Origin of the sequence: Sedimenticola selenatireducens (genome assembly GCF_007625115.1) — a bacterium.
Lineage (GTDB): Bacteria > Pseudomonadota > Gammaproteobacteria > Chromatiales > Chromatiaceae > Sedimenticola > Sedimenticola selenatireducens_A.
On the sequence record NZ_VMNH01000017.1, the window covers coordinates 1 to 21446 of the forward strand.

General features: G+C 46.8%; 20 protein-coding genes. 8 read left to right on the plus strand and 12 right to left on the minus strand.

What is annotated here, in order from left to right; genetic code table 11:
• Nucleotides 1-121: 121 nt before the first annotated feature.
• Nucleotides 122-451, minus strand: coding sequence for a DHCW motif cupin fold protein (locus FHP88_RS13260; protein WP_144359571.1), 330 nt, complete (start codon nucleotides 449-451; stop codon nucleotides 122-124).
• Nucleotides 452-537: 86 nt separating this feature from the next.
• Nucleotides 538-1533, minus strand: coding sequence for an aldo/keto reductase (locus FHP88_RS13265; protein WP_144359572.1), 996 nt, complete (start codon nucleotides 1531-1533; stop codon nucleotides 538-540).
• A 279-nt stretch (nucleotides 1534-1812) separates the two neighbouring features.
• Between FHP88_RS13265 and FHP88_RS13270 the strand changes: the two genes are divergently transcribed.
• Genes FHP88_RS13270 through FHP88_RS13285 form a run of 4 tightly spaced genes read left to right on the plus strand, consistent with a single transcriptional unit; the run spans nucleotide 1813 to nucleotide 4229 of the window.
• The gene (locus tag FHP88_RS13270; protein WP_144359573.1) at nucleotides 1813-2073 is read left to right on the plus strand and encodes a DUF2282 domain-containing protein; all 261 of its coding nucleotides are present in this window, start codon (nucleotides 1813-1815) and stop codon (nucleotides 2071-2073) included.
• 15 nt (nucleotides 2074-2088) lie between these two features.
• Nucleotides 2089-2979, plus strand: coding sequence for a DUF692 domain-containing protein (locus FHP88_RS13275; RefSeq protein ID WP_144359574.1), 891 nt, complete (start codon nucleotides 2089-2091; stop codon nucleotides 2977-2979).
• Complete coding sequence (locus FHP88_RS13280; RefSeq protein ID WP_144359575.1) at nucleotides 2963-3733, plus strand: DNA-binding domain-containing protein; 771 nt, start codon at nucleotides 2963-2965, stop codon at nucleotides 3731-3733. The genes FHP88_RS13275 and FHP88_RS13280 overlap by 17 nt, the downstream gene beginning before the upstream one ends.
• A gap of 46 nt (nucleotides 3734-3779) precedes the next feature.
• Entirely contained in the window at nucleotides 3780-4229 is a 450-nt protein-coding gene (locus tag FHP88_RS13285; protein ID WP_144359576.1) for a DoxX family protein, read from the plus strand.
• 43 nt (nucleotides 4230-4272) lie between these two features.
• Here the strand turns inward: FHP88_RS13285 and FHP88_RS13290 are convergent, their stop codons facing one another.
• The 4 genes from FHP88_RS13290 to ald form a co-directional block, all read right to left on the minus strand.
• A complete protein-coding gene (locus FHP88_RS13290; protein WP_144359577.1) occupies nucleotides 4273-7992 on the minus strand; it encodes a DUF1631 family protein in 3720 nt (1239 codons plus the stop codon).
• Nucleotides 7993-8192: 200 nt separating this feature from the next.
• Nucleotides 8193-11012 (minus strand): EAL and GGDEF domain-containing protein, encoded by a 2820-nt coding sequence (locus FHP88_RS13295; protein WP_144359578.1) that lies wholly within the window; start codon nucleotides 11010-11012, stop codon nucleotides 8193-8195.
• A 1-nt stretch (nucleotide 11013) separates the two neighbouring features.
• On the minus strand, nucleotides 11014-11661 hold the full coding sequence (locus FHP88_RS13300) for an MEDS domain-containing protein (protein WP_144359579.1): 648 nt from the start codon (nucleotides 11659-11661) through the stop codon (nucleotides 11014-11016).
• A 409-nt stretch (nucleotides 11662-12070) separates the two neighbouring features.
• A complete protein-coding gene (gene ald, locus FHP88_RS13305; RefSeq protein WP_144359580.1) occupies nucleotides 12071-13189 on the minus strand; it encodes an alanine dehydrogenase in 1119 nt (372 codons plus the stop codon).
• Nucleotides 13190-13344: 155 nt separating this feature from the next.
• On the opposite strand from ald, the gene lrp reads away from it, so the two are divergent.
• From lrp to FHP88_RS13325, 4 genes are all read left to right on the plus strand, one after another.
• Nucleotides 13345-13836 (plus strand): leucine-responsive transcriptional regulator Lrp, encoded by a 492-nt coding sequence (lrp, locus tag FHP88_RS13310; protein WP_144359581.1) that lies wholly within the window; start codon nucleotides 13345-13347, stop codon nucleotides 13834-13836.
• A 59-nt stretch (nucleotides 13837-13895) separates the two neighbouring features.
• Nucleotides 13896-14783: an ABC transporter ATP-binding protein gene (locus FHP88_RS13315; protein ID WP_144359582.1), complete on the plus strand. Its 888-nt coding sequence runs from the start codon at nucleotides 13896-13898 to the stop codon at nucleotides 14781-14783.
• A gap of 4 nt (nucleotides 14784-14787) precedes the next feature.
• A complete protein-coding gene (locus FHP88_RS13320) occupies nucleotides 14788-15795 on the plus strand; it encodes an ABC transporter permease (protein ID WP_144359583.1) in 1008 nt (335 codons plus the stop codon).
• Between the two features lie 339 nt (nucleotides 15796-16134).
• Nucleotides 16135-17844, plus strand: coding sequence for a diguanylate cyclase domain-containing protein (locus FHP88_RS13325; protein ID WP_144359584.1), 1710 nt, complete (start codon nucleotides 16135-16137; stop codon nucleotides 17842-17844).
• A 150-nt stretch (nucleotides 17845-17994) separates the two neighbouring features.
• On the opposite strand, the gene FHP88_RS13330 is transcribed toward FHP88_RS13325, so the two are convergent.
• From FHP88_RS13330 to FHP88_RS19560, 6 genes are all read right to left on the minus strand, one after another.
• Entirely contained in the window at nucleotides 17995-18342 is a 348-nt protein-coding gene (locus tag FHP88_RS13330; protein ID WP_144359585.1) for a hypothetical protein, read from the minus strand.
• Nucleotides 18343-18751: 409 nt separating this feature from the next.
• Nucleotides 18752-19645 carry an alpha/beta hydrolase gene (locus FHP88_RS13335; RefSeq protein WP_144359586.1) on the minus strand — a complete coding sequence of 298 codons (894 nt, stop codon included), beginning with the start codon at nucleotides 19643-19645 and terminating at the stop codon, nucleotides 18752-18754.
• A 93-nt stretch (nucleotides 19646-19738) separates the two neighbouring features.
• Entirely contained in the window at nucleotides 19739-19945 is a 207-nt protein-coding gene (locus tag FHP88_RS13340; protein WP_144359587.1) for a transposase, read from the minus strand.
• Between the two features lie 90 nt (nucleotides 19946-20035).
• Entirely contained in the window at nucleotides 20036-20563 is a 528-nt protein-coding gene (locus FHP88_RS13345; RefSeq protein ID WP_144359588.1) for a hypothetical protein, read from the minus strand.
• A complete protein-coding gene (locus FHP88_RS13350) occupies nucleotides 20556-21302 on the minus strand; it encodes a hypothetical protein (RefSeq protein WP_144359589.1) in 747 nt (248 codons plus the stop codon). Before FHP88_RS13350 ends, FHP88_RS13345 begins: the two co-directional genes overlap by 8 nt.
• Before the next feature lie 56 nt (nucleotides 21303-21358).
• Nucleotides 21359-21442 carry a hypothetical protein gene (locus tag FHP88_RS19560; protein WP_420493004.1) on the minus strand — a complete coding sequence of 28 codons (84 nt, stop codon included), beginning with the start codon at nucleotides 21440-21442 and terminating at the stop codon, nucleotides 21359-21361.
• Between the last annotated feature and the right edge of the window lie 4 nt (nucleotides 21443-21446).

Sequence of the window (21446 nt, forward strand, 5' to 3'; positions counted from 1 at the left end):
CTGGAAACCTTGCAAGATGGGAAACAAATTTGGCAGGAGAAGTTAGTCAACTGAACTTGACCTGACAATACGGACTTCCAGAAAGCTGGTAACTGTCAGATCAAGTCGCGACTACTACACATTAATCCACAACAAAAAGTTTCGCACCCTCTTTAGTGTAAGAGCGATGTGGTTCTGCGTTGTCTGCGACCTGATAGCTCATCCCTTGTTTTAAAACAAAGCGCCGACCATCTTGTAGTTCTGTGTGTAACTCACCTTCAAGACACAGCAGGATATGGCCCTTGGAACACCAGTGATCGGCGAGATAACCCGGTGAATACTCAACCATGCGAACGCGCAAAGTACCAAACTGACAAGTTCGCCAATAGGCGGTGCCGCTCTCTCCCTTGTGCTCTGTTGGGGTGATCTTTGACCAATCCGTTGTTCCAAAGGGGATGTTATTGATATCCACTGTATCGCTTCCCTGTATAAAATAAGTAATGCAAAAAAAGAGGGTGAAGATGATAGCTCAATCTCCAGTGACTCATCTTCAAATAGTCAGTCTTTCTCAGAATCAATACTGGTCATAAGCCCCGCCATATAGCGATCACCGACAACCGTGTCATCACTGATCAGACTATCCAATGACTCCACAATGGAACTGTCCAACTGAATATCAACTGCCGCCAAATTCTCACGCATATATTCAATATGCTTGGTGCCGGGAATCGGCACCAAAGTATTGTCCTCTTTGGCCAATAACCAGGCCAGTGCAAGCTGGGCCATGCTACATCCCTGCTGTTTAGCCATTTCAGCAAAGGGTATCAATAAGCGCTGATTGGTCTCGAACGCCTCAGACTCGAAGCGTGGACGGGCCACATTGGTCCGAATATCGCCCTCTTCCAACTGTGTGACATCCTTGGCGCAACCCGTCAGAAAACCACGCCCTAGCGGTGAAAAGGGCACAAAGCTCACACCCAGTTCTCGACAAGCCGCCAACATCTTGCGCTCCGGTGTTCTGGCCCATAGCGAATACTCAGATTGCACCGCGGTAACAGGATGTATTGCATGGGCACGCCGCAGCGTTTCACTTGAAACCTCAGACAATCCGATAGTACGGATCTTTCCCTCTGCCACCAGATCGGCCAGCGCCCCGACACTCTCCTCAATCGGTACATTTGGATCGAGTCGATGCAGATAATAGAGATCAATGACGTCTGCATTCAGTCGCTGCAGACTGAGTTCACAGGTCTGTTTGATTGTCTCAGGTCGACCATCAACACCCAGCGTGCCATCATCACGCCTGTATATGCCACACTTGCTGGCAAGCATGTATTCATCGCGTCGATGCCCTATTGCACGACCAATCAGACTCTCATTGTGCCCCATGCCGTACATGGCTGCGGTATCCAGGAAGTTGTATCCAACATCCAGTGCCTCCTGCAACAGACGCTCTGAAATAGCCTCATCAGGCGTACCATAGCCCCACGACATACTCATACAGCCTAAACCAATAGCAGAGACCTTAAAGGGCCCAATCATCCGGGTATGCATCACCTGTACTCCTCTTTCTAAATCACTTGCAGAATGGCCATTTCTACTGCGCAAGATTAATCCTTTGGGATCCGCAAAGGGCGCAGCACTACCTTAGAATTAATAGACGATCTATTCCTCTGTGCAGCAGATAGAACTGTATACCCTACCCAAAATATCACAATTTGATAACAAACAACCGTTAGTGAAATAAATCCTAATGAGATCAGGTCTTATGTAGTGCCTATTGGCGAATCTATTTTTTAAAAACGACTGAATCAAATTTTTGGAGGAGTTCCTATGAAGAAAACAACCAGTGTCCTAATCGCATCGGCCATTACAACCGCTCTGGCTATGGCGCCCATGACCGGTGTACACGCCGAGGGTGATAAAGAGAAGTGCTACGGTGTAGCCAAAGCCGGAAAAAATGATTGCAAGGCCGGCCCAGGAACCAGCTGCGCCGGTTCATCAACCGTCGATGGCCAAGGGAATGCCTGGATGCTCGTACTGAAGGGCAGCTGCGAAAAGATCGTGGGTGGCAGCTTGGCAGATAAAGGCTAAGGGATTCAATAAGCAATGAATGACGCGATTCCATCGCTGCGTTCGGCCTCAGCCCTGGTCCCTTCACGGGCCGGGGCCGGGCTTAAGGCGGTACATTATCAAGACATCATTGATAACCAGCCGGATATTGGCTGGTTTGAAATCCATCCAGAGAACTACATGGGTAGAGGTGGTGCTCCACTGCGCTACCTGGAACGCATCAGGTCAGATTATCCAATCTCAATGCACAGTGTCGGAACTTCACTCGGAAGTCATCAACCACTGGATACAAAACACCTCGATGACTTGAAGTATCTGGTCGATCGCTTTCAACCCGGACTGATTTCTGAACACCTCTCCTGGAGTCATGGCTATGAGTGGTTTACCCATGATTTGATACCCCTGGTCTATACCCAGGCATCATTGGACCTTGTCGTTGATCATATCCAACAAGTCCAGGATCGCTTGCAACGACAGATACTCATTGAAAATCCCTCGTCCTATCTTCAGTTCAAACAGAGCGATATACCCGAGCAGCACTTTTTGGTTGAAGCCGCAAAACGCAGTGGCGCGGGCCTGCTACTTGATGTCAACAATGTCTATGTCTCCTGCAGTAATCACCAGTGGGATATCGAAGAGTATCTGGCACCCATCCCTGCTGAGCTGGTTGGCGAGATCCATCTTGCAGGCCACGCCGTACAGGCACTGGGTAATGAGCAGGTGTTGCTAATCGATGACCACGGATCTCCGGTCTGCACCGCCGTTTGGGAGCTTTATCGCAACTGTATCGATCGGATAGGCACTGTACCGACATTGATCGAGAGAGACAGCAACATTCCCGATTTTGCTACGCTCTACAATGAAGTCCAATATGCTGAGTATTACCTCCGCCAAAGCAAGGAGGTAAACCGTGTCTCAACTTGCTGAGCTTCAGCAGGCATTCTGCGATGCCCTACGCTCTCCAGAGATGCCTACAGACGCACTCTTGGACGCCATAGTAGATGATGGTCTTAACCTGCAGCGCTTTAATGTTTATCGGAATAATTTTATCGTACTAAATGGCGATGCACTCGCCGATATGTATCCGGTGATAAAGCGGTTAGTTGGCGATGAGGCCTTCCGCGTATTGGCCACTGCCTATGTTCGCAGCCATCCACCACAGGCGCGCACCCTGCTCCTCTATGGCGATCAGTTCCCGGCATTTCTTGCATCCATTCCAGAACTTGTAGAATTACCCTATCTGGCGGATGTAGCACGCATTGAGTTTGCATGGACAGAGGCCTATCACGCACAAGAACACCCTGTATTGACGGAAGATCAGGTAAGCAGCATCACGGCCGATGCTTTTGGTCAATGTCAGTTACTGCCACATCCCACTCTGCACTGCATAGGCTCAGACTATCCTATTTACTCCATCTGGCAGGCGAATCAATCTTGTGAGACCGATGAACTGATTTCACTGGATCAGGGCGAATCCTACGTGATCGTTCTGCGGCCTGAGATTGATGTTGAGGTAAGCACTGTTTCCCAAGGTGCATTCCACTTTCTCAAACAGTTGCAATCAGGGGCCATTATTGAAGCTGCCTATGAGGTTGCAATTGAACAGGATAGCACCTTTGATCTCGGAGTCTTTCTCACTCAACACCTTTTGGATGGCACCTTTTTCCAAATTAATTCATAAGCGAAAGCGCTGCAATTACAACAAGAAACCAAGAGGTACACTTCTTATGAACCCATTAATAGCACGATATGAATCCTTATTTGATGCCATCGCTTGTTTGATTCCGGCATCACTGCTCGGTTTGTTTGCTCGATTGACGATCGCCTATACCTTCTGGTCGTCGGGTAGAACCAAGGTTGAGGGTATTTTGAATGTAACCGATACCACGCTGTATCTGTTCAAGGAGGAGTACGCCGTCCCGGTTATACCGCCCGACATCGCCGCTTACATGGCAACCTATGCAGAGCACTTCTTTCCAATTCTCTTAGTACTTGGATTGTTTACCCGTTTTGCTGCTCTGTCGTTACTGCTCATGACACTGGTGATTCAACTCTTTGTCTATCCTGACGCATGGAATGTTCATATGTGGTGGGCTATCGCCATGCTTTACCTGATAAAGCAGGGTGGAGGCATCGCATCGTTTGATCATATGCTAGGAAAATCGTCTGATCGATAAGGGACACTCGGAGACTTACTGAGGGGCCTCCGGTACTTGCTGGTTAAATAGGGAACAATTTATTCAGTGCGGTGGGATACCCGATACTGTAACCCTGAGCATAATCCACCTCTAGCTCAGCAAGAACATTCAGTATTGATTCACTCTCAACATATTCTGCAATCACGCGTTTATTCATGTGATGTGCGACTTCGGTAATCGATTTCACCATAGCGCGACTCACTCTATCCGTATCAACATCCTTAACAAAAATCCCGTCTATCTTCACCACATCTACTGGGAATTCTTTAAGATAAGAGTAGGAGGCATATCCTGAACCAAAATCATCCAGATAAAATTGGCAGCCTAACGCCTTTATCTCTTCCATGAGTTTTCTTGCCTGATCAAGTTGACTGACCATGGCCGTCTCAGTAATTTCAAACGCGAGCATCTCTGGCGGGATCGGCGAGTTAACAATTAACTCCTTCAGAAAAGGTATTAGGGTTTCATCAGACATTGATTGTCCTGAGAGATTAATACTAAATGCACCCAGATCAGATAATGACTTACCCTGCAATGTGCTTCTTGCCCAGTTAAAAAAACGTTTTACAACCCAACGATCAACCGCGCGCATCCGCTCATACTGTTCAGCCGCCAAGATAAACTCGTAAGGCGCGCCTGGCATATTTTCATCATCCAAACGCCGCAGGAGTATTTCGTGATGAGTGGACAGGCCCTGCCCTTGGAATATAGGCCGTATCAATTGACCATGTAACTCGAGTCGATTCTGCTCCAATGCCTTTTCTATTAGGGGCACAGACTGCGCCAAGCGCATTTTCTGGGCGTACACCTCGCCCTCATGCTGATAACAACAACAGCGATTCCGCCCCTCTTTCTTAGCTTCTGCACAGGCTGAGTGGGCGGCATGGTTCACTGCGTCGGCATGACCACTTCCACTGAACAGCTCGGTTAGGCCAATACTGACCGTCACCGAAATCTGATGCTCGGCCCATTCAAACCGGAAATTCTCAATTGCCATACGCAGACTCTCGGCAATGGCATAGCCGCGCTCCAGGGAGCACTGCTCCAGCAGGATGCTGAACTCGTTATCACCGGTGCGAGATACGGCTCCTGGATGACTGATTAAACTACTGCAGATACCGCCGATTCGTGCCAGAAAATGATCGCCACCCTCCATACCACAGAGATCATTTATCAAGGTAAACTTATCGACATCCATGCAGAGCAAAATATGATGATGTCCTGACTCACTACTGCTATTCAGTATATTATTGAGATCGCGATGGAAGGCACGGCGATTTTTCAGACCCGTCACACTATCCTGATCACTCTCATCCCTAAGACGTCCAAAACCTTCTTTAAGTGCGCGCTCAACAGCACGCTCCACCATCGGCAGACCATGATCTTCAATGATAGAGATTTGATTATTCTGGATACGGTTAAGAAGTTCTGATCGCTTGTAATCCAGCGCCTTTACACCACTGCCATCGACAAAAACATAGCGGGTTTTTGTATCATCACACCATGCCAGACTAAGCATTCTGGCACGGCCATTGGGTTGCTGCTCAGTTATCCAATCATCCTTCTGAATTTTATTCAGCTGGCGAATATACTGAGGTTCAACATTTTTACTATCATCATGAACGAACTGTTTTGCAGTGACTATCGGCAGTAGCTGATCAAAATAGCTGGGGGTTATATCGACACGATTTTGATTGTATTCGGTAAAAGTGGCACTGCCCTTTTCAAGGCTTTTACCAATCTTATCTATCAGCTCTATACCCTTATTTTTAAAGATCGGATAGGTATCAAAGCCACTACGTAAAACCTTGCCTATCTTTTTCCACTTATCAGGCGTGAGATAGGCCTGCTTAGGACGTACTTGAAACGCATTATTCAATAACACCAGCACCTGCTGATAATGCTTCAGATATTTTGTTTCTGCTTCTCCGAGACGGATCGATTGCACCAACAAGCCCACCCAGCCCAGACGCAATAGCTGGTCAATCAATGTAGAGATAGAGCCCTTCAGCTCTTGTTCAAGAAACGCCCTGACCTGTTGACTTGCGGTACTTCTCTGCTGCTCAGCATCACAGCCTGTCAACACCAGATTCAGGTTGGTATTAAAGGTGCTTTTACACTCATCCAAGAGACCCGATATATCACGTGCCACCTCATTCAGGTCGGCCTTTCCACCCGCGGCTTCCAGCGACCCAAGAACCGACTCCAACTTCTCATTCTCTTTTTGCGCGATCATTGATCCGTCATTGGCGGACATAAACAGCGCCAACTGATCAAGATTATCCAACAGTTCGCGTGAACTGTGTTGCGGATCATTTAATACGGCGGGATCTTCAATAGCCGCCTTGGCGAGAGGCAATTGAACCTGACGAAGGATCTTACGCGTTGTTGGATTATGACGCGGATCCTTTTGCGTAATCTGCAACAGATGTTCTGTCGCCTCAATAATTTGCCGACTCGCAGGAGAGAGCGTGACGTTTCCAGCATACCCCGCATGCCCACCTAACGTTTGCTCGATACGATCAGAAAGTTTACGTTGATCACCCTGAACCATGTCTTCCAGGGCATGGGTAATTGCAGCGTTGCTGGAAATCTCAATCGCTGACTCATCCATCTGCGCAGGTTGTTTCCGATCACCGAGGAAAGAGGAAAGCGTCTCAATCAGTGTTTTGGGCTGATGTCTTTGTGGAGGTACATCCATGCCCTTATTCACGGCAGCTTGCTTGGGCTGTTGAGGAATAGCACGGCGCTGTTTCATGCCCACCGTATGGCCTTGCTGCTCCAATGTATGAAAGATCTGGTGGTAAGGCTGATCAATCCCTGCCAATATCTGTTCGGCAAAAACCGTATAGGCCGCACGTCGTGCATCAACACAGATACTGAGTGGGTCCAAGCTCTTTTTGAATGACCACAGCAGACGATATGGCGACAGGGGATTGTTGTCATTACTGACAGGGGTTTTAGCCAAATAGGCAATAGACTCTGAGAGCTTATGCAGTGTGCTCGCTAAGCGTCCCTCCATCCGGCGAGAGACACCCACAACAGCCGCCCACTCATCAAACTCATCTTCATCCACCAACTCCAGGCTCTGATTCTTAAAGTCAGAATTATCACCCGCCGGTGAAATATCCTGCAATTGATCCCAGCTACGTGCTACTTGCTTAAAAAAGCGCTGCTTAACGCCCTCCTCTTCCTCCTGAAGCATCCTTCTGGCGTGGCGAATATCGGGTTGATGCTGATGAGAGGCCTGTTCTTCCTGGACAATGAGCGCTTCATCCAGTTGATTAAAATAACTGGTTATTCTATCACCGAGGTACTCATTCAGCGTTTCGGCCAACTCAGTCAGCGGCTGTTGATTGTTCTCTTTTCTGAGGCTCGCCCGCACCCTGTTTTTTCGCTCGGTCGAAGCGAAATTAGCCAAGTAAGACTGAACAGCGGCATCCGGTGACATGAATGCCACCCCTACACCCTCAGATGATTCAAATGCAAAACGAACCGGCACCCTGTATGTGATCGATTGAGCCGGTTGTTCCAGCAGTTGTACTTCGGCGTGAAGAGTGGATGAATCAGCCTGTTCCTGCCCATTTTTTAGACGCTTCAGCGCCGCATTATCAATCGCCAGGTAAAGACCGCCCTCGGAATAGTTACCGATATGGCAATCGGCCTGCTCTGCCCCATTAACCACCAGCTTTGCCGGGTGGCTGATCAGAAACCGTTTATACCTGCGGCGATTCTGGTTCAAGAAATAATCCTTTATATAGTACTTGCCTATAATGCGACCTTTAACTGAGAAACTTTAATGTTTGAACCGTAATAAATGCGACTCTACAGCAGGTTACGGGTCTGTTTTGATGAGAAAGAGGTAGGCGGATAATTGGTTAGGAAACAGCGATATGACTTTAGTTCTTTGATAATAAAGTACCATAATCCAAACACAGTTTCTTATGAGTTGTCAGCCAGAGGGGTGTGATTTTCCAGCCAAAAGAGGAACTCCTGTTCCGGCATCGGACGAGCAAACAGATAGCCCTGGGCAATATCGCAGCCCTCCCCAAGCAAGAAATCGCGCTGCACCTCCGTCTCTACGCCCTCAGCGGTCACTTTCAACTGCAAACTTGCCGCCATACTAATCACGGCACGCGTAATTGCCACGTCATTCTCGTCGCCGGGAATATCCTGTACAAAACTGCGATCAATTTTAAGCCGATCAATGGGCAACCGCTTCAGATAGCTTAATGACGAGTAACCGGTCCCAAAGTCATCGATTGCAATCGCTACGCCATAGTCTTGCAATCTTCGAAGTGATTTTGCGGCGAGTTCAAACTCACCCAGAAAAAGTCCCTCTGTTACCTCAAGTTCAAAAAACTTCGGATCAAAGCCAATCTCATCCAACACAGCAATCACCCGATCGGCATAATTCCGTTGCTGTAGTTCGACCGCCGACGCATTCACTGAAATTACGCCACAGTGATGACCTTGTTCACACCAGGCTTTTGCGCGGGAGAGTGCAGTCCGCAATATCCATTCACCCAAAGGTATGATCAAACCCAACTCTTCCGCGGCAGGGATAAACTTCATTGGACCGAGCAGCCCCATATCCGGATGCTCCCATCGAACCAATACCTCTACCCCATGAATCTTACCCGTCCGCATATCAATTTGCGGTTGGTAGTTGAGCACGAATTCTTGCCGATCCAGGCCGTGCCGCATACTACTCTCCAATAGCACGCGTTCAAAAGCGACCGATGTGAGCTCCTCCCTATAGAAGGCATAGCCACAACGCCCCGCATCTTTGGCGCTATACATGGCGGCATCGGCATTGCGCATCAACTCTTCAGGGGTAGTACCATCTTGTGGATAGATACTGATCCCTATACTGGGGGTGATATAGAGCTGATGCTCACTAAACTCAAACTCAGCCTCAAATGATCGCAAGATCTTTTCAGCGATACGGATCACCGTATTGGTCTCATCAATATCCTCAACCAAGATAGTAAATTCGTCGCCTCCAATACGCGCCACCGTATCATCTGAACGTACCGAATGCAGAAGTCGACTTCCAGCCGCTCTTAGCAAGGCATCCCCCACCGAATGTCCGTGGCTGTCGTTGATATTCTTAAATCGATCCAGATCAATGAACAATAAAGCAAGCTGTTCATTATTTCGGGCTGCGTGATTGATTGCATGTTGCAGTCGGGCATTGAACAACAATCGATTGGGAAGCTCTGTCAGCGGGTCATGATGCGCAAGAAAGTCGAGTTGTTTTTCAGACTGTTTGATATGTGTGATGTCGGCAAAGACCGCAACATAATTAATCAGTTTTCCCGCCTTATCTTTCACTGTATTGATGGTCAACCATTCTGGAAAGATTGTCCCATCCTTACGCCGATTCCAGATCTCACCAGACCAGATACCCGCCTGCCCCAGCGAGGACCACATGGATTGATAGAACGCCTTATCATGCCGACCTGATTTCCATAACGTCGGCGTTTTACCAACTACTTCCTCCCGGCTGTAGCCCAAAATATCTGTAAAGGCTCGATTAACATCCAGGATATTCGCGTTTTCATCAGCAATCAGAATACCCTCTGCCGTACTATCAAATACTGTCCCGGCCAGACTCAGTTTTTTCAATTGCTGCTTGAGTTCACTGTGCGCCTTGTCCAGATCACTCCGTGTTTCTACTTGCTCAGTCACATCATTTACTGCTGCCACAACACCTACAATTTTTCCGTTAACATCACGGATAGGGGTATAACTGCCCGAGATATGCCGCGCAGGATGCCCACCCATGGCCGGCAGGGAATCCTCAAAACCGACGTTTTCTCCTTGTAAAGCTTGGTCAACAAGTGCTAGATGACGCTTAGAAAGATCCGCTGACAACACCTCCTGAATCAGTTTCCCTTCTATTTCGCTCGGTGGAATACCAAAGGTTTTTTCATAAAACTGATTCGCTACGAGATAACGGTATTCAGTGTCACAGGCTGCGATCCACATAGGCGCCGCATCTATAACCGAGCGTAACAATGCTCTATTATCACTCAGTGCCTGCTCCGTCTTCTTACGCGGAGTAATATCATCAAATACAGCAACCACCTCACCTGTGGGCAATTGGTAGACATAGTTTTCCACCCACAAATCCAAACCGTCATCCTGATAATGGCTGTAAGGAAAGCTTTCTGGTTCGCCTGTACGTGAAACCCTCTGGAGAACTTCAACAAGTCCCATTGACGCTATGCCGGGAAAAATCTCTTTAACCGACCGCCCTATCACGTCTTTGCGGTTTATTTTACCGATCTGTTCTGCTGCCCAGTTAAAGCTTTTAAATATAAAATCTTCACCATTACCAACAACGTCATACACAGCGACGCCATCGCTCATATTATTGAACAGCGCCTCATACCGACCCTCACTCTCTTCCAGGTTTTCAGCCGATTTTTTTTCAAGAAGATCACGATTGGCAGTTGCCTCCAACAAAAGTGCTAACAACTGCAATCCATTATTAAGTGCCGCATGTTGCGTCTTATCAAGATCCTTCAGATCACCACTGATGACGGCAAACTGACTGTAGCGCTTGTGTGCCGTTCGCACCTCAATACACTTATCCGAAAAAGGTCCAAGCGCAGGGAGAGCTTCCAGGGTTACACCCAGATCTAAACTATTGACTCCTTCAATAAATAATCGGGCCATCTGGTCCGCATCGGGCAAACTGGAGAGATGCGTCAATAACAGCAGCAGGTCGTGGGCACAGTTCTTCTCAGACATGCTAGAGGAAGTGCGGTGCGTTTATTCGCAGCCACTCCTGCGGTTCCTGATAATAGGGATTTTCCGTAATAATGCCGTGAGAGATGGCAAAAGGATGGGTGCGCAAGACATTCATGATGGAGAGGCCATCAAACTTATTCAGATTGTACAGACAGATCGAAATCCAGGGTTTGCCAGGTATAAAGTAATTGAGGCGTGACTCATAGACCATCAGTTGCTCCACGCCTGGAACGGCATCGAGAGCCCATGTCATCTCTGCTGTGGCACGGATATTACGTCGTCCTTCGGCCTGACTCTGCTGGTAAAACGCATTGAGACTGTTATCCATGGCCTGGGGTGAAAAATGGCCTTCGGGATAATAAAGCGACTTCGCATCGGCCATTAAAAAGAGATCATCATTTTCTATTTCGGATGTTTCGGCCTCGCCAAATCGAGTTCGATACCCGGCTAAAAAATCATCCTGACTACGCTCATTGGGAACATACAGTCGGCGATCGCCATCCATTTTTCCTTGATGCAAGAAGCCATAGATGATCTCGTCACGCTCCTCTTCTGTATGATAAAGGCCGCAAATATGTGTACCCCAGTTACAGCTGCAGCCATAGAATCCCAACTCCATCTGTTCCTGGTCAGATGTATGCATATACATACCGACAACTCCTTTTCGATCACCCAGCGTAGCGCGCGAATATTCCTTAACCCTCTATAGTATATAGATTTTTTTAGATGTCCAGATTAAGCTACTAAACGTGATTTTAGTAGGAAATCTCCCAAGATCTATAGATCTTTGTGGATATAGTCGATATAAATAAACAGACTTAAATAAAACTGTCGCACAAATATGGATTTGCCCTGCTTTTATCAAGAGCAGCAAGTTTCAATCAGCGCCTATTTTTGACAGCAGTAAACACAATCCCGATAGTTTGATTATTAAGGCTGACCGTGCCATGTATCAGGTGAAATCTAAAGAGAAAGGGACCATCAGAACCGCTAAATAAAAAACGGGGTCAGTACCACCGCACCAACCCCGTTCGTTTACCGAAACTCTTCCATCCTGGTCAGATAGACAATGCCTCGATTGCTGGCAGGTAGTCATAACCTAGATCATGAGCTACGGCTTCATAGGTCACACGCCCTTTGTGCACATTCAATCCTGCTAACAAGCCAGGATCATCAGACAGGGCTTTGGGATAGCCTTTATTCGCCAGGGCCAATGCAAAGGGTAGCGTGGCATTGTTCAATGCAAATGTTGAGGTGCGGGCCACGGCACCGGGCATGTTAGCTACACAGTAATGAACAATGTTATCGACGATATAGGTAGGATCAGCATGGGTGGTCGCATGGGAGGTCTCGAAACAGCCGCCCTGATCAATCGCCACATCCACCAATACTGAACCCGGCTTCATACGTCCAAGCATTTCCCGCGTCACCAGTTTCGGTGCCGCCGCACCCGGTACCAGTACAGCCCCCACCACCAGATCCGCATTCAGCACATACTCTTCCAGTGCCTCCTTGGTGGAATAAATGGTATTGAGTCGGCCACCGAATTGCAGATCAAGATCAGCCAGTCGTTCAATAGAACGATCAAGCACCGTCACATGCGCCTCCAGGCCCATGGCCATGCGAATCGCATTGGTACCCACAACTCCACCACCGATCACCACTACATTCGCTGGGGCCACGCCTGGCACACCACCTAGCAACAGACCCGCACCACCGTGGGATTTCTCCAGACACATGGCACCCGCTTGAATCGACATGCGTCCTGCTACTTCTGACATCGGAACCAACAATGGCAAGCCGCCTCGTTTGTCAGTCACGGTTTCATAGGCAATGGCGGTTACGCCAGAAGCCACTAACATTTCAGTCTGGGTAGGGTCCGGGGCCAAATGCAGGTAAGTGAACAGCAGTTGCCCCTCACGCAACATACGGCACTCGTTCGGCTGTGGCTCCTTCACCTTGATGATCATCTCTGCACGCTCAAAAATCGCCTCTGCGGTAGCGACAATCTCGGCACCGACAGCCTGATAAGCGGCATCATCCATACCAATGCCCATACCCGCCTGGGTCTGCACCATCACCTGATGTCCGTGATGAATCAACTCATTGGCACTGGCCGGCGTCAGGCCTACCCGATATTCATGGTTCTTTATCTCTTTGGGCACACCGATCAGCATAAGTATCACTCCATGTTGTGTTATTAGTATGAGGTGCCGGCAAAACAATCACCGCATAATGTAAGAATTTAGACCATTTTTAACGGTTTTTTTTCGTTTTATTTCTTTCCATGCAGTAATATTTACTGAAATAAGGCCATTCAACAGAGGCGATTATGGCTATAACCAAGAATGCCAATCCACGGCCACTGGATCGTATAGACCGGCGAATCCTCCAGACGCTTCAGTCAGAGGGCCGCATCTCCTATGTCGATCTGGGGAAGGCGGTCGGCCTCTCCACCTCACCCTGTCTGGAGCGGGTAAAGCGCCTTGAACAGGATGGCTTTATTAAGGGTTATCGCGCCATTCTAAATCCGCAACTTCTGGATGCGAGCCTGTTGATCTATGTCGAGGTCAGTCTCGATTACAACTCATCCGACATTTTTGACCAGTTTCGAAATGCCGTACTAAAAATACCCCAGATTCAAGAGTGCCACCTGGTATCAGGTGACTTTGATTACCTGATAAAAATAAGGATTTCTGACATGGCCGCCTATCGGGCATTATTGGGCGAGATCATGCAGGGCCTGCCGGGCGTCAGGGACACCAAGAGTTATGTGGTTATGGAGGAACTGAAAGAGAGCCTCACCATCGACCTTCCGGGATAAATCCTCAATCATCAGCAAATAGATTACAATAATCTGCACATTTACCCACTGGATAACCCATGAGTTGTATTCTGCAAGTTGAAAATCTGGTCAAACACTTTGGCCCTGTGCAAGCTGTTAATGGGGTCAGCTTTGCCATTGAGCGTGGCACTTGCTTCGGTCTATTGGGACCTAATGGCGCAGGAAAAACAACCACGGTAGAGATGATGGAAGGGATACTCCCCTCTACTTCGGGCTCAATACAGTACAAAGGGGCACCGGCCGATGAAGATTTCCGTAATGAAGCCGGTATCATGTTTCAGGAGACATCACTACAAGAATTTATACAGGTAGGAGAAACACTGGAGTTATTCAGTCGCTTCTATTCTCGCACCCGACCACTGAATGAATTGATTGAACGCTGCGCATTGGGTGAATATTTGGACAGGGATGTACGCAAGCTCTCCGGCGGACAACGCCAACGCCTATTACTGGCTATTGCTTTGGTCAATGACCCGGAGATTGTTTTCCTCGATGAACCAACCACGGGATTAGATCCCCAGGCTCGTCGTAATTTCTGGCAGTTAGTAAACGATATTAAGCAGGAACAGAAGACGTTGGTGCTCACGACCCATTACATGGAAGAGGCCTACGAACTGTGCGACGAGATCGCCATCATGGATCATGGTCGGATCATTGCACAGGGATCGCCCCGTGCCCTGCTGAAAAAACATTTTGATAATTCGGTCATCCTACTCCCTGCTAGTGAGGTCCCCGCTTCACTGGATCAGGATCACAGACTCAAGATGCATCGCATGAATGGCCAAGTCGAAATCTTAAGTGAGGATGTAAATGCCACCATCGAACTATTAATGGCCCAACGCATACCGCTCACCCATCTACAGATTCGCTCTCGTACACTGGAAGATCTGTTTCTTGAACTGACTGGCCGTGGACTAAGGAATTAAACCGATGCGATTCAAACGGTTCATGGCTGTTCTTTCTGCGCGAAATCTTGAGTTTCTTCGAGATCGAAGCGCCCTCTCCTGGAATATTGTTTTACCGGTACTGATTGTGCTTGGCTTTGCCTTCGCTTTTACCACCAGCAGTCAAGACTTGTTCAAGGTTGGTGTTTATGAGCAGCAAAAGCAGGCACCTGGCGTTGAACAGTTCCTTCAGTTACAACACATTCAGTTCATACCGATCGATGTGATTGATAGCGCCATCATCAAGGTGGAACGCCATCAATTGGATATGCTACTGGATAGCAGCAGTGGCCGTTACTGGATCAATGACAGCTCTGCTAATGGCTATGTACTGGAGCAGTTATTAAAAAGACCAGCGGATACTTCACTCAATAAACAGACAGTTACTGGTGATGCTATCCGTTATGTAGACTGGTTAATACCGGGCGTACTGGGCATGAACATCATGTTCAGCTCCCTGTTTGGTGTCGGCTATGTCATCGTGCGCTATCGCAAAAATGGTGTGCTAAAACGACTCAAGGCAACACCGCTTACCGCCTTTGAATTTCTCTCGGCCCAAGTAGTCTCACGACTCTGGTTGATCGTTGCCGTCACCAGCCTAGTCTATGCCGGGACTGATCTCCTGGTCGGCTTCCGTATGTACGGCTCTTATCTATCGTTACTATTGGTATTGGTACTCGGAACCTTCAGCATGATCTGCCTCAGTCTTATTGTCGCAGCACGCCTCTCCAATGAAGAGACAGCGAACGGAATCTTGAACTTGGTTAGCTGGCCGATGATGATGCTTTCTGGTGTATGGTTCTCACTGGAGGGATCACCTGAGATCATTCAACAACTCGCACTCATTTTCCCACTTACCCATATGATACAAGCGGCACGCGCCATCATGATTGATGGTGAGAGCCTCTTGCAGGTTTCGGATCATCTGCTGGTACTGATCATTATGAGTGCAGCATTTATGACGATCGGTGCGCGGAGCTTTAAGTGGGAGTAGATGGAAGAGGCTAAAAATATTTAGCCGAAAAAGTGAGCAGAAATCCCTTTTGACATATAGTCTCAATACATTGGATTACCATTTCTCGTCTCATTAGGAACGTCAAGAAGTCCATGCATCAATGCAGGCAGTACTATTCAGATAATATTGTGTGAAATAACCCATTTTTTAATGCTCTTTTCTACCTTCCCCTAAAAACAAAAAGGTCTGAGCTTCTTTCTACCCATAAAACTGCTAATATTACTGCAACTTGCCCAATATTATGATAAGGCCCACAAAGAGGCCACGGCAAACTGGACCAATTATACAACAATAATAAAGTTTACAGAGGTAGATGATATGTCCGTTCGAGGTACATCAAGGCGCATCATCGTCTATGGTTTTCTGCTGGTTATTGTCGTATTGCTAGCAATAACAGGGACCGGTCTTTATCGTATACAAAAGCTCTCATCTGGTCTTACCGAGATTGTTCAGAACCGCAACACACAAATAAACCTGATGCATACGATGCGTCAGGTTGCACGCGAACGCTCCATCACTCTCCAATCAGCTGTAATCACCAAAGATCCGTTTACTGTTGACGAATATGCAATGGAGATGAGTGCTGCAGCATCGCGTTATGTCACTGCACGTGAGGAGCTACTCAGCAAGGCTACTACTGCCACAGAACGACAACTACTTGAACGCCAGCATGCACAGACGGTAAAAACAGCCTCTTCACAAAACGCTATTATCCAGCAACTTCGTGATCAAGAGTACCAAACAGCAGGAGAACTGCTTTTCCATACCACGCTTCCCGGTCAACGTAATGCCATGGCCATGATGGATGAGTTTATTCTACTGAAACAGCAACAAAATATTGAGAGCCTGAAGAGTACAAACCAGGAGATTCAACAAACCTATAGCTTTATGATTTTTCTCAGCGCCTTCGGGGTACTTTTTAGCATTGCTATTGCGACGCTTATTCATCGCCGTATTAGCAACGAAATTATGCGTCGAGAAGAATCAGAAAGCGAACTGAGGCACAGCGAGCTTAGGGAACGCACTGTTCGTGAAAACATGATGGATGGCCTTCTCACACTGAACAGTCACGGACGTATTGTCTCATGCAACAAAGCAGGCAATATGCTCTTCGGCTACGAAGATAATACCCTGATTGGGAAAAGCATCCAGTTACTCATGCCCAATGTCATCACTGAAGACAGCAATGATCATCTGGTTCTTGATATCGATGCATGGAAAAAAGGCCACCTTGGCATGAGCCGTGAAGAGGTGTGTATTCACAGCAACGGTTCAACCTTCCCAGCCGAGATCGATATATCAAAAATCGAGCTGGAAGGTGAACCGGTTTATATTGTGGTAATACGCGACATAACCGACAAAAAGGCCGCTCAACAAAAATTGCAGCAGTTTAATCAAGAGTTGGAAAAACGTGTCGAGGAACGCACCGACGAACTGGCCCGAACTAATGTCAAGCTGCTTCATGAAATTCATGAACGGGTCAAGGCACAACAGGAACTGACACATCTGGCTACTCATGACATGCTGACCGGCCTGCCCAATCGGGCCCTGTTTAATGAACACCTTGAGATTGCAATCAACCATGCACAACGACACGGTCGACAGTTAGCGCTGCTGTTTCTTGATCTGGATGGCTTTAAATTGATCAACGATACCTTCGGCCATGAAACTGGAGATCATCTACTGAAAACCATCAGCGCATGCATGCAAGAGTGTGTTCGTAAGGAGGACATTCTGGCACGTGTCGGCGGCGATGAGTTTACTCTCCTACTGCGTGAGATGACTTTGCCTGCAGATGCATCACTGATTGCTAGTAAGTTGATTAAGGCCATCAACAAACCTATTCAAATCAACAACCATCTGTGTCATGTTGGCGCCAGCATTGGTATCAGCCTGTTTCCACAATCAGCAGAGAATGCACACGAACTGTTACGCTTAGCCGACAATGCAATGTATAACGCGAAAACCAGCGGGAAAAACGCTTTTAAAATTATTGGCAATACCAATTCTAAAACCATAGTAGATTAAGAAATTACCAATCTATACGACCTGAACAAACTCACCGCATAAAGTATGCTTTTATCCAGCGATGCAGGGTAAGCACGTCTTTAGTGCCCACGCGGGTGTCTAACAATCTGGGGACTAAGGGCGTGGCCGCCTGCGAGATTATCACATCGCTTATTTTTGGTATATCAAACCTATATTTGCCATGTACATCCAGATAGCGATGGCGGTTATCACACCCCCCCAATACTGGAGTGGAATCCAGAACATGGTATGGGTTTCCCTGAGCTCTACTTTTTCGTTATTTTCCGGATCTATTAATATCCTTCCTTGCCTTTTATTGAGCTTATACCCAATAAAAGTGAGTGGCACAGATGACAAGAACAGTACCAGTGGCATAGCCCAGGTGCTTGCTTTATAAAATCCATCGCCATACATTGAATTCAATGCCTCGCCAACAAGCAATGAACATAACAAAGGAATTATGATAGCCAAAATCCCCCAGCCCTTCCAGATCAGCATCCCATTTCCTCAATTTGAATATTGCCACGACCAAATTACGCGGCGTAGTTTGCGCCTGAACAAGTGTGTTGTAAATGAGTGTTGTTTCTTTCTGATTCGTTTATTCAGTCGTATAAGATGGTAAAAACCCGGGGCAGAGAGCAATTGTTCCTAATATTAGCGTTTATTACTCTCTGACCCGAATGGCACTTACTTAAGCAGAATCGCGTCCAATGTAGGGTGGGTTAGGCGCGTTGTTTGCGCCGTAACCCACCAGCCGTGCCGTCAGGCACGCCTTAAACAAACGACTTGTGTTGCTGCGCAACGCTTAGTGGGTTACGCAAAAGACGCTAACCCACCCTACAGTTGAGCTTAAGTAAGTGCCATTCCTCTCTGACCCGGTTTTTGTACATGAATATTTATGGCCATGCTAAATGAGATGCGTTTTAAACCAGTCAATTGCAGCATTTGCCGCCTTGGTTTGCCAAGGATCCGTATAGATATCGAAATGCAAGATTGGATAGACAGTTAGATCTTTAGGCTCCGATGCCTTTTCATACGAATCTTTAACTGCTTCTAATGGGATGAGATTATCTTCCTCGGCGGCAATAACGAGCAAAGCTCTCGGAGCAATCATGTGAATGCGACTTACAGGATCAAATTCCCTAATCTTTTCCAATGACTCTACAGTAATCTCATTTCGCCAATTTGGGGCACCGCCTGCCATTCCCATGAGTGCATCATGATTTTCTTTACCTGGAAGAATGCAAGGCTCACCTTCTGGAGCTACCACCTTTAAATAATTTATCTTTCCGATCGAATATCTTGAGATGCGATCCTGCAATAAGAAATCTCCCAGGTTGTCCCATTTTTCTGGGTTCATGTTTCGCCGAGATTCAGGGCCAATAATAGAGGGTACTTGTGCAACTACAGCTTTTGCCCGCTTATCAATAGCACCTACGTAAGCAACTAAACCGCCGCTATAAGATGTACCCCAAATTCCAATTCGATCTCTATCTACATGAGTATGCTCAGACACCCAACTAATAGCATTTCGGTAGTCTTCAACCATCTCCAGTGGGAAAATCTGACATCTCGGTTCCCCTTCACTATCTCCGAAAAAACGATAATCAAAAACCAATACTGCAAAGCCTGCTTTTACAAAATGTTCTGCAAAGTCCGCTAAGCCCTGTTCCTTAACTGCGCTAAAACCGTGGGCCATTATAATTGTGGGGCATTTTGTGCCGGCCTTAATATCGTCAGGCAGATACAACCATCCCCGACATTCGAGTCCGCGTGATTTAAAGCTTATGTTTTCTCGCATCGGTAATCTCACTTTTGTACGGTTGTTTTAGGCACTCTAACGTTTAAGTTCACTGGCGGCAAAAAACGGGTCAGAGAGCAATTGTTCCTAATATTAGCGTTTAATGCTCTCTGACCCGGTTTTCCCCCGGAGCTCGCCATTTTTGTACTCCATTCGCCAACGGTAAAGCATGACCGGGTGGATTCCAAGCGACTCAGCAATATCCTTGGCTATAACGTTAGGGTGATTAGCCAACTTAACGGCCTGCTGCTTGAACTCTAGTGTATATCTATCGTAATTCCGCTCCTTGGTTTGTCCCATCTCATACCCCTTCAATAGATCAGTCAACGACTGTCCACTAAAGTGGTACTAGTTCACTGTTTTTCGCGCCGGCTGGATGGGTTTGTTAGATCATGTATATTGAATAGTTTTATTTATCATTTCGTCAACATAGCCTATACATGAATTTAGGCTAGGTTTATATAATGTTGGGTGAGCGCATTGATTTCTAGTTGCCAAATGCCCCTGCAATACACGCAACAAAGCTTTATTTATAAATTTCACCTCTTTCGCAACATCTAGAATCTGTGCTTCTGCGTAATTTTCCTTTAATTCGGTTAGATCTTTAAAATTCCATTTCGTTCTAAGTGACCTAATGTCTACTTCATGAGCCGCATATAACTTTTCCGAAAAAACCTGAAAAAATCCAGCCCATGACATAACAGAAGCAGCACGGCGCAGATCTCGTTCAAGACATTCTATTGCCTCTGAAAAATAGTCTTTGACATCTATAGGTAAGGCATCTAATTTTTTCAACAAATCTTTTAGCACTACCACCCTAGACTTCGATGATTCGTACTTAGAAAGTATTTTGTGAGCCTCTTTTTCTGCGTTTCTTGCCTTTACCGCCCACTGCCTAATATGTTCACTACTATTCATCGTGATCAAGAATATGCTTTCTTAACGCTTTAAATAGATTTTCATATACTTCCGGATTGTCCGATTCCGGGATCTCCAATTGAATATTAATATTAACAGTAGGTGTTAAGTTCTTAGTTATTACGGGTGATTGTATAGCTGGTGGCGAAACGGATGGTGGTGGTGTTTGTTGTGCTTGAATAGCTTCTGATGCTTGTTGAAGTGGTGGCTGTTTTTCCTCATCTTCAATTTTCGCTGTTTGAGAGGCGCTTGTTGTCGATATAACTAACTTTCCATCTTTATCCAATAAAAGCCCGCCTTTTTCGAACAGATCAATTATCGTGTTTGCACCAGTCTTGTTTTCTTTTGTGGTTTTTTGACCAGAAACATAAAGAATGTGTTTCGTTAATTCCTCCTGTGACATGCCTCCTTTTATTCTTACTGTTGTAATTAAGCCTGCAAAGAATTCACTGGCACTGACCAACTCGCTTAAATATTTTTGAATATCCTGAGTATGGTTGTGCTCAATAGCGCGACCAAATTTTGCACCAGTATCGGTTATAGTTTTTTTCCGCCCCCCTTGCACAACACCGAGTTCAGCAAGAAATGGATTGTTCTTGCTGACAGCAGTTTTATGCATCCCAAGTAAATTTGCTAGATCATCAAGAGATGCATCCTTAGATGCATGGCAATATCCTTTAATTATTTTTTCCAGCTCCTGCAGAGAGGACGAAGGAAGGTTGTGTTTGTCTTTTGCCATGGTTACTCCTATTTTTAATATTTAGATTGGTGTTCCCCACGAAAAGTAGACACTGGTTATGCGCATAAGCGCTCAAATTCAGCTGGGCTGACATAGCCTATAGCTGAGTGTCTCCTTAATCGGTTATAAAATATCTCAATATAC

Coding starts and splice junctions, on each gene's coding strand:
- FHP88_RS13265 (WP_144359572.1), bottom strand. CDS start 1,533: ATGCATACCCGGATGATTGGGCCCTTTAAGGTCTCTGCTATTGGTTTA.
- FHP88_RS13345 (WP_144359588.1), bottom strand. CDS start 20,563: ATGAATAGTAGTGAACATATTAGGCAGTGGGCGGTAAAGGCAAGAAAC.
- FHP88_RS13335 (WP_144359586.1), bottom strand. CDS start 19,645: ATGCGAGAAAACATAAGCTTTAAATCACGCGGACTCGAATGTCGGGGA.
- FHP88_RS13300 (WP_144359579.1), bottom strand. CDS start 11,661: ATGTATATGCATACATCTGACCAGGAACAGATGGAGTTGGGATTCTAT.
- FHP88_RS13275 (WP_144359574.1), top strand. CDS start 2,089: ATGAATGACGCGATTCCATCGCTGCGTTCGGCCTCAGCCCTGGTCCCT.
- FHP88_RS13340 (WP_144359587.1), bottom strand. CDS start 19,945: ATGGGACAAACCAAGGAGCGGAATTACGATAGATATACACTAGAGTTC.
- FHP88_RS13325 (WP_144359584.1), top strand. CDS start 16,135: ATGTCCGTTCGAGGTACATCAAGGCGCATCATCGTCTATGGTTTTCTG.
- FHP88_RS13285 (WP_144359576.1), top strand. CDS start 3,780: ATGAACCCATTAATAGCACGATATGAATCCTTATTTGATGCCATCGCT.
- FHP88_RS13350 (WP_144359589.1), bottom strand. CDS start 21,302: ATGGCAAAAGACAAACACAACCTTCCTTCGTCCTCTCTGCAGGAGCTG.
- FHP88_RS13315 (WP_144359582.1), top strand. CDS start 13,896: ATGAGTTGTATTCTGCAAGTTGAAAATCTGGTCAAACACTTTGGCCCT.
- FHP88_RS13330 (WP_144359585.1), bottom strand. CDS start 18,342: ATGCTGATCTGGAAGGGCTGGGGGATTTTGGCTATCATAATTCCTTTG.
- lrp (WP_144359581.1), top strand. CDS start 13,345: ATGGCTATAACCAAGAATGCCAATCCACGGCCACTGGATCGTATAGAC.
- FHP88_RS13295 (WP_144359578.1), bottom strand. CDS start 11,012: ATGTCTGAGAAGAACTGTGCCCACGACCTGCTGCTGTTATTGACGCAT.
- FHP88_RS13320 (WP_144359583.1), top strand. CDS start 14,788: ATGCGATTCAAACGGTTCATGGCTGTTCTTTCTGCGCGAAATCTTGAG.
- ald (WP_144359580.1), bottom strand. CDS start 13,189: ATGCTGATCGGTGTGCCCAAAGAGATAAAGAACCATGAATATCGGGTA.
- FHP88_RS13270 (WP_144359573.1), top strand. CDS start 1,813: ATGAAGAAAACAACCAGTGTCCTAATCGCATCGGCCATTACAACCGCT.